This window comes from Lysinibacillus sp. NPDC097868 (assembly GCF_044761135.1).
GTDB lineage: Bacteria > Bacillota > Bacilli > Bacillales_A > Planococcaceae > Lysinibacillus.
This window is the reverse complement of the sequence record NZ_JBIWBS010000001.1, coordinates 2,859,873-2,872,797: the sequence shown is the minus strand read 5'-3', so window position 1 is coordinate 2,872,797 and position 12,925 is coordinate 2,859,873. Positions and strand designations below refer to the sequence as shown.

The following is a 12,925-nucleotide window of genomic DNA, read 5'->3' as shown; positions in this document are numbered from 1 at the left end:
TAGTGATAGAAAAAATAACGATAATGAACGAAAATATAAACATTTTGAGTCGTAATGATATGTTTTTCATAACAATGAAAAGGAATGCCGGATTAGCAGCCTTTTATCAATTCATCACCTCTATCTTGTAATATTTCAATATGTAGGAAAATCCTATTTTAATGGAGATAAGCAAAACCCATTTTACTAGCAATGAACTAGGACTATCATTCTATAATAAAGTACCATAAAAGAATAGCTTGTTGTAATACAATAACAGCCATAAAGTGTCTGTTTTAATTGTGTACTATAACAATTTGTTTTCTAATGTCACATTAGTATTAGGAAATAAATAGGAAGTGCTATAGAAGTTAATTATTTTTCAAAATAAAAATTTATATTTGAATAATAAAAAATAATTACCTATTTATCTTTGGGATGCCGTTATACAAGATAAATTTAAGAAATAATTTACATTTAAATAATATAATGGATTAAATTACTTATCTTACAGATACTTCAAGTCTTTTGCGCAAAGAAAATTTGCTTTGTTATCGTTTTAAAATTCTCTTTTGTTCTTAATATTTCTGTATGTCGATTGTTTCTATTTTTACTTAACAAACTAATTTCTATTTTTTATCTAGCGGTCTTATAGAGAGAAATATTATTTTATATGTGAAATCATGCACATATTTAATTATTTTGAGATAATTTATTGAAACCAATAAAGTACAGTAGAAAAGTAATAATAGCTAAAAAATGTTGGTGTTATTGTTCGATAAACGTGTTTTTTCTTAGGGGCTGTAGTGAATTTTGTATTGTTAATATATAGTGAGAGATAAAAAACTTTTTAGAGAAATAATATTTTTTAGAAAAACATCTTGCATTTGAATAATTATAAGTGGTAAATTGTTTTACATGGACGTTCATAGAATTTTCACAGGTAGCAAAAGAGGGGAGAAATGAGAATTTATGAATAAAAATAGATGGTTAATTGCATTATCTGCAATCGCTATTCACCTTTCAATTGGTGGAGCTTATGCATACAGTGTATACAAGCTGCCGATTGTCACAGAAATGGGATGGAGTGAAACAAAGGTTACGATTGCCTTTACAATTATGATGGGGCTTGCAGGTTTTTCAGCAGCGCTATTTGGTAGTTTAGTAGAAAAAATGGGTCCACGTAAATCTGCTATGGTAGCTGCTGTGCTGTTTGGAGCAGGACAAGCAGGAGCAGGTGTTGCGATTTCTATGGATTCTGTAACATTGTACTGGCTAACTTACGGCTTACTAAGTGGATTAGGTATGGGGATTGGTTATATCGCACCTGTATCAACTTTAGTTAAATGGTTCCCAGATCGCCGTGGTTTAGCAACAGGTATGGCTGTATTAGGGTTTGGTTCGGGTGCACTTATTACTGCACCGGTAGCAGCGAACTTAATGGAAGCAGTCGGCATTTCTACAACTTACTTTATTTTAGGGGCAAGTTACTTCACGTTAATGATTTTAGGGGCTTCATATATAGCACCGCCAAAACCAGGTTATATGCCTGCGAATATGAAAGCGGATGCAGAAAAAGGCAAGAAAGTAGGGAAAACAGACTTAGCTGTTATGTCAGCTCGTGAAGCTGTGAAAACAAAGCATTTCTGGATGTTATGGTCAATGCATTTAGTAAATGTAACAGCGGGTATTATGATGATTTCTGTAGCATCTCCGATGGCGCAGGAAATTGTAGGCTTATCAGTTGCGGGTGCCGCAGCGATGGTAGGAGTAATGGGGTTATTCAATGGTGGTGGCCGATTGATTTGGGCTGCTGTGTCTGATTATATTGGTCGTCCAAATGTCTTTGTTATTTTCTTTACAGCACAACTTATTACATTTATCGTATTACCACATACGACAAACGTTATTATTTTCCAAGCACTTATTTTCTTAGTAGTTAGTTGTTATGGTGGTGGATTCTCAAACCTACCTGCATTCGCAAGTGATCTATTTGGTACTAAGCAACTTGGTGTCATCCATGGTTATTTACTGACAACTTGGTCATTAGGTGGCGTATTTGGTCCACTTCTAGTGAGTGCTATTAGAAATGCTTATGACAGTTACATTCCTGTCTTTTATATATTTGCAGGATTGATTGCCATTTCATTCATTATTTCAATAACGTTACGTGCTGATGTACGTAAACAAACAGCGTTAAAAGCAGCATCACAAAAAGTTGGAGACGTCTCCGCTACACGATAATTTTCACTTTCAATTCGCACTTGAAGGTATAGCCGTATTAGTGTCATTTCGCATATGACACTGATGCGGTTTTTATTTGTAGCAATTGTTATACAACACTTGATTAATCTCCGTCTAACATATAACAGCTGTTTGTTGATGTCAATAATATTATGGTAAATAAAGTGATTTTGGTACTAAAAGAGAATTTTTGCAACGATATTCTTTTATTGATGACGGCACCTTACTGTGAAAATAATCAAAATTATAGTAAATCAATGTGTTCGTTCCGTTTGCCTGTTAAAAGCGACAAGAGTTAGTGAATCTTTTCGTGACATGCAACGTATATAAAGGTAATAAAGAGGAGGAGATGTACATGGGGAAGTATTCATTGAACGACTTCGTAAACACGACACAACAAAATGATCATGTAAACGAATATTTTGAGTTAGAAACGGAACGTGTACTAGAGGTTAACTTAGATGGTGAGGTCTGGTCGAAAATGGGGGCTATGATTTCATACATAGGCGATATAAAGTTTGAACGAGAACGAGTTTTAGAGCATGGTCTTTCAAAAATGTTTAAAAAAGCACTGACAGGCGAAGGAACGCAACTTATGAAAGCAAAAGGGAAGGGACGTCTCTATTTAGCTGATCAAGGGAAAAAAGTGACTATTTTTGATTTGAAAGACGAAAGCATTTGTGTAAACGGAAATGACTTACTGGCATTTGAACCAACTATCAATTGGGACATTCATTTAATGCGTAAAATGGCTGGTATTATGTCTGGTGGATTGTTTAATGTAACCTTACAAGGAAGAGGTAAGGTAGCCATTACAACTCATTTTGAGCCTTTAACTTTATTAGTGAAGCCTGGTGAGACGGTTTATACAGATCCGCATGCTACAGTAGCGTGGTCAGGCAATTTAACACCTGAATTTAAAACAGATATTAGCTTCCGTACGTTTATTGGACGCGGAAGTGGTGAATCAATCCAAATGGCTTTCTCAGGCGAAGGCTTTGTCATTATTCAGCCATATGAAGAGGTTTATTTGTCTAGCGAAAATTAAAAGAAGCGCTACGGTATAAAAGTATTTCAAATGTTGCAAAGAAGCAGAGACAAAAGTGAAAAAGTGTTAGATTGACTGCCATCAATCTAACACTTTTTTTTTACAATGTCGTTGGTGTCCGCTACGGCGGTGCTTTCCGCGGGCCCACCGTAAGCCGCAACCCTCGCTAACGAGCGGCTTGTTGCGTCTTGCGATGCGTGCTTTCTGAGCAGGAGTCACCGTCTCCGCTACCATCAACTAATGCTTTCTTGTAAAGTATTTTAAAGTTTTGTACCGGCACCTTTGGCGTTGCCAATTGAATCGAGCCATTTATAATGCGGCATTCATTCCTGCAATTCGTCCCGTAACGAGCGCAGACGTAATATTGTAGCCGCCTGTATAGCCATGAATATCTAAAATTTCACCACAGAAAAATAAACCTGACTTTTTCTTGGACGCCATCGTTTTCGGTTCGATTTCTTTTACAGATACGCCACCACCTGTAACAAATGCTTTGTCGAGAGATTGCGTACCACTAACAGTCAGCGTGAAATTAACTAGTAGATGTGCTAGAGCGCGGATTTTTTCTTGAGATAATTCAGTGCCAGTCATTTGAACATCAACCTTTGCACGGTCACATAAGAATAATAGCCAGCGTTCTGGTGCGACACCTCTCCAAACGTTTTTCACAGCTTTTTTTGGTTCTTCTTTAATAAGCTTATTTAAATATTGCAAACAAGTTTCTTCATTGAAGTCCACAAGTGTTTGAATTCGCATTGTGACAGGCTCGTAACCGGTTTTCATCAACTCTTTAACAACAAATTGACTACAGCGTAAAACGGCAGGGCCGCTTAATCCGAAATGCGTAAAGAGCATGTCCATTTGATGTGTTACAAGTGGCTTGCCCTTTTTATTGAGAACTGAAACCGCAACATCTCGTAATGCTAGTCCTTGGAGCTCTCTTGTTTGAATAAATTCTTCCTTCGATAAAATGGGTACTTCTGTTGGAAATAGTGTTGTTACATTGTGGCCAGCTCTCTCAGCCCAAGGATAGCCGTCACCTGTAGAACCTGTTTGAGGGACTGCCTTTCCTCCCACTGCAACAACAACGGCCTCGCATCGTACTTCTGTACCATCTGCTAAGCGCACACCAAGAATTTTTTCTTCATCCATTAGTAACTTGTTAACAGGTGTATTTAAACGAACTTCAACATGTAGTCGCTGCAATTGACGAATAAGTGCATCGACGACATCTTGCGCACGGTTTGACACAGGGAACATACGACCATGATCTTCTTCTTTTAATGCAACACCTAGTCCCTCAAAAAAGGCAATAATATCTTCATTACTATAAACAGTAAATGGACTATATAAAAAACGACCGTTGCCAGGAATGTGTTTAACAATTTCTTCCACGGGAAGTCTGTTTGTTACGTTACAACGACCACCTCCAGAGATTGCTAGCTTTTTACCAAGCTTTGTCCCTTTTTCAAGTAGTAAAACTTTCTTTTTTCGTTCTCCAGCAGCAATAGCAGCCATTAATCCAGAAGGGCCACCACCAATAACGATTACATCATACATATATGTGAACTCACTTTCTTTTCATTTTTAGGAACTTTTCCTATTATACATGAAGTCTATATAGAGGGCGGCTACTTTACATTGAAAATTATAATAAAGTGCATTATAATTTTTTATCTATAATGACAGCATGAAATGAACGTTTCGTGCTATGATGGTAGAGGTTATGCACTAAATTATGAGGTGAAAAAATAGATGTGCGGATTTATTGGCTATATTAATGGAACAAATGTGATTGATCATCACCAAACAATTGAAAATATGATGAATACGATTATTCACCGTGGACCGGACAGTGGTGGTATTCATAGTGACGATAAAGTAACGTTAGGTTTCCGTCGTTTAAGTATTATTGACTTATCAGACGTGGCAAATCAACCTCTTTATAGCCCAGATGGCGACATCGTGCTTGTTTTCAATGGGGAGATATATAATTTCCAAGAGTTACGTGAAGACCTACAAGCAAAGGGTCATACGTTTAAAACTAAATCAGATAGTGAAGTATTAATTTTCGGCTATATCCAGTACGGTGTAGAATTCGTCAAACAGCTTCGCGGGATGTTCGCATTCTGTATATGGGATAAAAAGAAAGATTTACAATTTATCGCACGTGATGGCTTCGGCATTAAACCGTTGTACTATACGGAAAACACAACGGATGGAACATTTATTTTTGGTTCAGAAATCAAATCTTTCATGCCACATCCAGCTTTTATTAAAGAATTAAACAAAAATGCATTACGTCCTTATTTAACATTCCAGTATTCTTCAATGGACGAAACATTCTTTAAAGGTGTGTACAAATTACCACCAGCGCACTATATGGTCATTCAAAATGGACAAAAACAAATTGTGCAATATTGGGATAAAAAATTCCATGCTAAAGAAGCGCCAATAGAAAAATATGTGGAAGATATTCGTTCAACAGTGAAAGAATCTGTAGACGCCCACCAAATTAGTGATGTAAAGGTTGGTTCTTTCTTATCTGGCGGTATTGACTCAAGTTATATTACATCTTTATTACGCCCTGATAAATCATTCTCTGTCGGTTTCTCTGACTATGAAGATATGTTCAATGAAACAAACTTAGCAAAAGATTTATCGGATACATTAAACATTCAAAACGAGCGTAAATATATTTCGGCGGATGAATGTTTTGAAGCATTACCAAAAATTCAGTGGCATATGGATGAGCCACAATCAAACCCATCTTCTGTACCGCTTTACTTCCTATCAGAGCTAGCGGCGAAGGATGTAACAGTAGTCCTTTCGGGCGAAGGTGCGGATGAAATCTTTGGTGGCTATTCTTGGTACCAAAACTCTGGTAGAATGCAAAAATACGAGAAAGTGCCATTCGGTATTCGAAAAGCATTACGTGGTGTTGCAGAAGCGTTACCTAAAAACCAGTACACGCATTTCCTTGTAAAAGGCGGTCAAACAGTAGAAGAACGATTTATTGGGGAAGCGGTTGTTTGGGATGAGGAAGATGCATTAAATGTCCTAAAACCTGACTACAAAAACGGTCCTTCTGTCAAAACGATTACAAAACGTATTTATGATGAAGTACCAGGTGATGATGATATCACAAAAATGCAGTATTTAGACTTGAATTTGTGGATGCCTGGAGATATTTTATTAAAGGCGGATAAAATGAGTATGGCGCATTCTATTGAATTGCGTGTACCGTTTTTAGACAAAGAAGTAATGGAACTAGCAAAAGATATACCATCAAGATATCGAGTAAATGATATCGATACGAAATATGTGCTTCGTCAAGCAGCGCATCAAGAGTTACCAGAAGAATGGGCAAAGCGTCCAAAGCTTGGTTTCCCAGTACCAATTCGCCACTGGTTGCGTGAAGAAAAGTATTACAATATGGTGAAGGACATGTTTACAACAGACTTTGCCAATGAGTTTTTTGATACGAAACAATTAGTTGGTTATTTAGATGAACATTATGAGGGCAAAGCAAATCGTGGTCGCTATATTTGGACAACTTATGTGTTCTTAGTATGGTATAAACAATTCTTTGTTGATATGTAACATAGAAGTAGCAGTTCAAAGAATCTATCTGATTTTTTGAACCGCTATTTTTTTCGGAATGTGCTAATTATTTGACATCAAATTAATCTATTGAAGTTTGGGATGTTGGTTCGAAAATTTTTCAGCGTAATTATGCATCTGTTTTCTTTTAAATATGTTAAGATAACAGTTGGTTTACTTATTTATTGTTTCAAAAGTGATGACGTTTTATCACATATAAAAGCTTGATTTTACTAATGAATGGATGGATACGATGTCCAATTTAATGAAAGGTACAGCGATATTAACTTTAGGGATGTTTTTATCCAAGGTGCTTGGATTAATTTATATTTTTCCCTTTTATGCGATTGTTGGGCAAGAAAATATCGCGCTGTATCAATATGCATATATTCCTTACTCAATTATGCTAGCAATAGCCATTTCAGGTGCACCCATTGCTGTTTCTAAGTTTGTTTCTAAATACAACGCAATGGGAGATTATCAATCAGGACGCAAGCTGATGAAGTCAGGCATACTCATTATGATGATTACGGGCATTGCCTCATTTGCTGCCCTTTTTATACTTGCAACACCGATTGGTGAGCTCGTTATAAAAAGTGATGAACAGAAATTTTCAGTAGAGCAAATTGCTTCTGTTATCCGTTGGGTAAGTTTTGCACTTATTGTTGTGCCATTTATGAGTTTGTGGCGTGGCTTCTTCCAAGGCTATGACAAAATGGAACCAACAGCAATCTCGCAGTTAGTGGAGCAAATTGTTCGAATTGTCGTATTATTAGGTGGTTCTTTCTTAGTAGTTGTTGTGTTTAATGGCAAACCTGAAACAGCAGTTTCTTTTGCTGTATTTGCGGCCTTTATCGGTGCAATTGGTGGTTTAATGGTGCTCTATTACTATTGGAAAAAATATCAACCTGAATTTAATTTATTGCGTAGTCAAAGTGTTACTTCAACACAGCTACCAATGTCGAATATTTATAAAGAAGTGATAACATACTCGATTCCTATGGTATTTGTAGGGGTTGCGAATCCATTATTTCAATTAGTGGATATGCTAACGTTTAATGGAGCGATGAGTTCAATTGGCTTAGCGAAAGTTACAGATGAATATTTATCGATGATCAACTTTACAACACATAAAGTTGTAATCATTCCAGTTATGCTAGCTACTGGTTTTTCGATGGCACTAGTACCGACAATAACAAAATATTATACACAGGGTGAGTACTTATCGCTACGTCATGCGATGGATAAAACGTATCAAATATTAATTTTCATTACCTTACCTGCTGTTGTTGGTATTTCATTATTAGCAAATGAAATTTACTTTATGCTTTATTCAGAAAGTGAAATGGGTGCAGCTATATTAGCTCATTATGCGCCAGTTGCGATTTTATTTGCGTTGTTCCAAGTAACTGCTGCACTGCTACAAGGCATCGACTTTCAAAAGTGGATTGTCTTCAGCTTACTATCAGGTATTTTAGTCAAGCTAGCACTTAACATAACGTTCATTCGTTGGTTAGAAGCTGATGGAGCTATTTTGGCAACTGCGATTGGCTACAGTGTATCAATTATTATTAATATGTTAGTTCTTAGAAAAACGCTTAATTATAAATCAGAAATGGTATTACGTCGCGTAATGCTTATTACACTTTTAACAGCTGCGATGGCGATAAGTGTATTAATTGTCCATAAGCTATTAGAACTTGTGATGGGACCAGTGGATGGCAAATTCTCTGCGCTCGTATACTCTGTTATTTGTGCAGCAGTTGGCATTGCTGTTTATGGATATTTGTCATTACGTTTAGGCTTAGCACAAAAATTACTGGGTGAGCGATTGACACGTATTACAAGTAAATTTGGATTTAAATAGGAGGAACTATGCGTTTAGATAAATTACTAGCCAATATGGGCTATGGCTCACGAAAGGAAGTTAAGCAACTCCTAAAACAAAAGGCAGTTTCTGTTGATGGCACATATGTGAAGGATGCAGCAATGCATGTTGATCCCGAGCAGCAAAATGTTGTCGTCTATGGTGAACGTGTAGTATATACAGAGTTTGTGTACTATATGATGAATAAGCCTCCTGGTGTTATTTCTGCAACTGAAGATTTACGAGATGAAACTGTCATTGATTTATTAGATCCCCTACACCAGCATTTTCAACCATTTCCTGTTGGGCGTTTAGATAAAGATACTGAAGGCTTGTTACTGTTGACGAATGACGGTGTATTGGCTCATAATTTATTATCTCCAAAGAAACATGTACCAAAAGTGTACTATGCCAAAATTGAGGGTATCGTTACGCAAGAAGATGGAGAAATATTTGCTCGTGGTGTTGAGTTAGATGATGGCTATGTAACAAAGCCAGGTGAGCTTGTCATCTTGAAATCTGCACCGCAATCAGAAATTGAATTGACGATACAAGAGGGTAAATTTCATCAGGTGAAACGTATGTTTGAAGCAGTTGGTAAACGTGTTATCTACTTAAAACGGCTTTCTATGGGAAGCTTACAACTTGACGAAAGCTTAGCATTAGGTGAATATCGTGAGTTAACGACTGAAGAATTAGCAGGTTTACAAAATAGAGATTAAAGAAATCCTCGATGCTGTATTTTAGTATCGAGGATTTTTTTATACATGTTTGTCCCAAGAACTGTATAATATGATATATCAATAAAATATTATAGGGGATTAAAGCGTACCGAAAAATTTTATGTTCAAAAAATGATAGTGAAGATGAGTAGAGGACATGTTAATGAAAAAACTACGAATTAAATTATTAATATCTTTAATTGCCTTTGCATTAATACTTGTTGCTGTAATATCTTATGTAAATAGGCAAATACTTGTGGCAAATATTGAAGACCAAGAAGCTAGTAATCGAACATTAATTGAAAATCATATTCTAACCGATATGCAAACTGTAGATAATGCACACTTTTATTTTGATAAAAATATTTCGGAAAACATGGAACAAGAACTACATGCATTAGCTACTTATTATGAGGAAAATCCTAATCTTGCTACGTGGGATTTACTGCAAATGAAAAACAACCATGGTATGGATATATACATATTGGATAAAACGAATACTGTTATTTATACAACATTTGAAAAAGATAAAGGGCTGAATTTTTCCCTTTGCTGTAAAAATTTTTCTTCTTTACTAGATGAAAGAAGAGAGAGCGGACGGTTTTATACAGATGGCATTGATGTTTCGACAACTACAGGTGAGTATCGAAAATTTAGTTATTTGGCAACGCCTGACAAAAAATATTTATTAGAGCTTGGCTTGAAATTAAGTGAAGTGCCTGTTTTTCAAACGTTCAATTTTGGAAAAACCTCTACTTATTTAATTGATAAATATGATGATTTGCTAGATTTACGAACAATTAATGCAGGTGGTATTTTTTTCTCAGACACAGATTCCAGTCGGACAACTGTAAAAAACCAGTCAAAAAAATTTCAGGAGCATTTTAAGTTAGCTCTTCGAACGATGAAGCCAGCTGAATATCAACAAGAGTTAGGCGATGGTTATATAGAGACATATCGTTTTATTCCATACGAGGCAGAGGCTGTTCGAGGTGCATCTACAAAGCGAGTAGTGTATGTGAAATATGGTAACGATACGAAGCTAACTGCACTTGCTAATAATACGAAACAGTTTTGGTTTGTTCTGATGATTGCATTAGTAACATCATTTATAATGCTGATGGTTATTAATAGATTGTTTTCTAACACAATACAATTAGCAACGTATGACCCACTAACAAATGTATTTAATCGTGCTACATATATAAGTAAAATGGATAAGTTATTAAGAAAAAGAAATGCCAATACGCCTGGTTTATTATTAATAGATTTAGATAACTTTAAGCAAGTAAATGATCAATTTGGTCATGCTGAAGGCGATAGGATTCTTATAAAAACAGCCAATATTTTAAATGAAGTCGTGAAAAACAATGGCTTTGTTGTAAGATTTGGCGGCGATGAATTTGCAATTGTTTTATATGATGCAAACGAGGAGCTTATGGTGCAGTTAGCAAATGCCATTTTGGCGAAAATACGAAGTTTAAAGAATGTCGATAATATTAAATGGTCAGCAATTTCTGTTAGTATGGGCGGGGTAATTTGTGAAAAACCAAATGAAACAGAATTGAGTTTATTTGAACGAGCTGATAAAGCATTATATCTGTCAAAGAAAGCGGGTAAAGACCAATACTCCAGTTATGATGAAGTAGCATCGACAGAAGAAAAATATGCAAACTAATTGAAAAAGCACGAGACAAGTAGGGGAGGGGAAATTGCCGACCTACGTGACTCGTGCTTTTTTAAGTGAAGTGCATTGTTAGGAAGTACCTTGTAATTTGGATCGATAGAAAAGGGAACTACATAAAACAAGGACTGCGATTACTACAAACATTGCATCAATATAATGCGTTAAAAGCCATCCCCCGATTATAGGACCAATAAAACCACCTAAATTTTTAAACTGGGATGCGCCTAAATATGTTGCCTTTTGTGTATCTGGTGCAATCTCATCGATCATGACATTCATCGTTGGGAAAGCAAATATTTCGCCAATCGTAAATATGACCATTGCACAAATGAACAGTGGATAGCCCGTAGATAAGCCAAATAACGTTAAACCAACCGCAAAGAATAGGATACCAATAAGAAGAATGGTTGATGATGAAAAACGCTCTGAAAAAATACTAATCGGTAATTGTAGTAAAAGAACAACGGCCGCATTTAACGAAATTAGTAAAGAATAGAGCTTAGCACCATCTTCGATTTTAAGCTCAATAAGTTGCGGAAGTGTTGAATCGAATTGGGAGTAGCCAATATTTATTAAAATTGCCCCAAAAATAAAACTTAGTAGTACTTTGTTTGTTAATAGAATCGTAAAGGTTTGAAGCACTTTAGTTTGTGTTTTAGCTTTTTGCTGCTGCATTTCATAACGGTTCAAAACGAAAAATAAAAATATTGCATAAATAATGTACATAGCACCTGTCAGCATAAACGGAATGCTAGGACTGGATAACTGGGCTATATAAACACCAATAAGAGGTCCTATAACTGCGGCTATATTAATAGCTGTATAGCGCAATGAAAACAATCTTTTACGTTTTTCTGCCGGAGTGAAATCAATCATTAATGCTTGTGTGGAAGGCTCAAAGAACGAGCGACATAAACCGTTCAACGCATTTAGTACGACGAAGAACCAAATTGTATGTGCTGTAGCAAAGCCGAAGAAAACAATACTCCAAACGAGTATCGTAAGTAAAATGACACTTTTGCGACCAAAGCGATCTGTTAGATAACCGCCAAAAAAACCACCTACTGTGGAAATTAATGGTGCAATACCAATGGTCAGCCCTATCTGTAAAGGGGAGGCATCAATTTCATTATGTAAATATATAGCTAGAAAAGGCATTGCCATAAAGCTCGCAATACGTGTAAATATAGTACCACCTAAAATAATCCAAACGAGTGGGTGGAACATCTTGGATAGTTGCATAAAAATCCTCCTCTCAACATGTAGAATGTTTCGAGTGTAACGGATTGTGAAGAGACTGTAAATAGAAAAAAAGAATGACCCCGACGAAAGGCCATTCTTTTTTTTCTTACAAAAATGCTTTACGCAAAGTGCGCAAAAACTAAGACGTCAATTTTACTTTTTTACTCGTCGTTGTCCATTTGCCTCGACTTGGACTCATCACCAAATCGTTAAAGGCTAACACGTTCAAATCTCTTTGAACGGTGCGAGGAGTGATGCTAAACTCTTCGACTAAATCCTGTGTAGACACGGTTCCTTTGTCTAAAATAAACATGTACACGTCTTTAATACGATTAAGCATTCGATCAGTAGTTGGTTTCATAAATGAACCACTCCTTCATCTTAATTCACTTGGCATAGACTAGCGGACGACACTATGTGCGGAGTGCACTGAGGCTTTTTAAATAGCTGCCTTAGACATCCCCTTTTCTAATTTTATGTTCAGAACAACAATTCTGATAACTCTATTATATAGAAAAACGAAGCAATTTTCT

The 12,925-nt window shown here is 36.1% G+C and carries 9 protein-coding genes; 6 read left to right on the top strand and 3 right to left on the bottom strand.

Translation table 11 applies throughout. The features are described 5' to 3' along the window. Positions 1-951 precede the first annotated feature (951 nt). Positions 952-2,223 carry an L-lactate MFS transporter gene (locus ACIQXJ_RS14390; RefSeq protein ID WP_403054686.1) on the top strand — a complete coding sequence of 424 codons (1,272 nt, stop codon included), beginning with the start codon at positions 952-954 and terminating at the stop codon, positions 2,221-2,223. Positions 2,224-2,578: 355 nt separating this feature from the next. Beyond that, positions 2,579-3,271, top strand: coding sequence for an AIM24 family protein (locus ACIQXJ_RS14385; RefSeq protein WP_403054684.1), 693 nt, complete (start codon positions 2,579-2,581; stop codon positions 3,269-3,271). 309 nt (positions 3,272-3,580) lie between these two features. On the opposite strand, the gene ACIQXJ_RS14380 is transcribed toward ACIQXJ_RS14385, so the two are convergent. After that, positions 3,581-4,831: a BaiN/RdsA family NAD(P)/FAD-dependent oxidoreductase gene (locus ACIQXJ_RS14380; protein WP_403054682.1), complete on the bottom strand. Its 1,251-nt coding sequence runs from the start codon at positions 4,829-4,831 to the stop codon at positions 3,581-3,583. Positions 4,832-5,026: 195 nt separating this feature from the next. Here ACIQXJ_RS14380 and asnB point away from each other — a divergent pair, with 195 nt between their 5' ends. The 4 genes from asnB to ACIQXJ_RS14360 all read left to right on the top strand — a co-directional run bounded on the left by asnB (position 5,027) and on the right by ACIQXJ_RS14360 (position 11,141). Continuing rightward, a complete protein-coding gene (gene asnB, locus ACIQXJ_RS14375) occupies positions 5,027-6,874 on the top strand; it encodes an asparagine synthase (glutamine-hydrolyzing) (RefSeq protein ID WP_403054680.1) in 1,848 nt (615 codons plus the stop codon). 253 nt (positions 6,875-7,127) lie between these two features. After that, positions 7,128-8,741 (top strand): putative polysaccharide biosynthesis protein, encoded by a 1,614-nt coding sequence (locus ACIQXJ_RS14370; RefSeq protein WP_403054678.1) that lies wholly within the window; start codon positions 7,128-7,130, stop codon positions 8,739-8,741. 8 nt (positions 8,742-8,749) lie between these two features. Then, positions 8,750-9,463 (top strand): pseudouridine synthase, encoded by a 714-nt coding sequence (locus tag ACIQXJ_RS14365; protein WP_403054676.1) that lies wholly within the window; start codon positions 8,750-8,752, stop codon positions 9,461-9,463. Positions 9,464-9,626: 163 nt separating this feature from the next. Beyond that, entirely contained in the window at positions 9,627-11,141 is a 1,515-nt protein-coding gene (locus ACIQXJ_RS14360) for a GGDEF domain-containing protein (protein WP_403054674.1), read from the top strand. Between the two features lie 78 nt (positions 11,142-11,219). Here the strand turns inward: ACIQXJ_RS14360 and ACIQXJ_RS14355 are convergent, their stop codons facing one another. Then, entirely contained in the window at positions 11,220-12,392 is a 1,173-nt protein-coding gene (locus ACIQXJ_RS14355) for an MDR family MFS transporter (RefSeq protein WP_403054672.1), read from the bottom strand. Between the two features lie 139 nt (positions 12,393-12,531). After that, the gene (locus ACIQXJ_RS14350; protein ID WP_025220342.1) at positions 12,532-12,753 is read right to left on the bottom strand and encodes a DeoR family transcriptional regulator; all 222 of its coding nucleotides are present in this window, start codon (positions 12,751-12,753) and stop codon (positions 12,532-12,534) included. Positions 12,754-12,925: the final 172 nt, after the last annotated feature.

What these genes read in the sequence shown, in the direction of transcription:
- ACIQXJ_RS14380 (WP_403054682.1), bottom strand. Translation starts at nt 4,831, where the DNA reads ATGTATGATGTAATCGTTATTGGTGGTGGCCCTTCTGGATTAATGGCT.
- ACIQXJ_RS14360 (WP_403054674.1), top strand. Translation starts at nt 9,627, where the DNA reads ATGAAAAAACTACGAATTAAATTATTAATATCTTTAATTGCCTTTGCA.
- ACIQXJ_RS14390 (WP_403054686.1), top strand. Translation starts at nt 952, where the DNA reads ATGAATAAAAATAGATGGTTAATTGCATTATCTGCAATCGCTATTCAC.
- ACIQXJ_RS14355 (WP_403054672.1), bottom strand. Translation starts at nt 12,392, where the DNA reads ATGCAACTATCCAAGATGTTCCACCCACTCGTTTGGATTATTTTAGGT.
- ACIQXJ_RS14365 (WP_403054676.1), top strand. Translation starts at nt 8,750, where the DNA reads ATGCGTTTAGATAAATTACTAGCCAATATGGGCTATGGCTCACGAAAG.
- ACIQXJ_RS14370 (WP_403054678.1), top strand. Translation starts at nt 7,128, where the DNA reads ATGTCCAATTTAATGAAAGGTACAGCGATATTAACTTTAGGGATGTTT.
- ACIQXJ_RS14350 (WP_025220342.1), bottom strand. Translation starts at nt 12,753, where the DNA reads ATGAAACCAACTACTGATCGAATGCTTAATCGTATTAAAGACGTGTAC.
- ACIQXJ_RS14385 (WP_403054684.1), top strand. Translation starts at nt 2,579, where the DNA reads ATGGGGAAGTATTCATTGAACGACTTCGTAAACACGACACAACAAAAT.
- asnB (WP_403054680.1), top strand. Translation starts at nt 5,027, where the DNA reads ATGTGCGGATTTATTGGCTATATTAATGGAACAAATGTGATTGATCAT.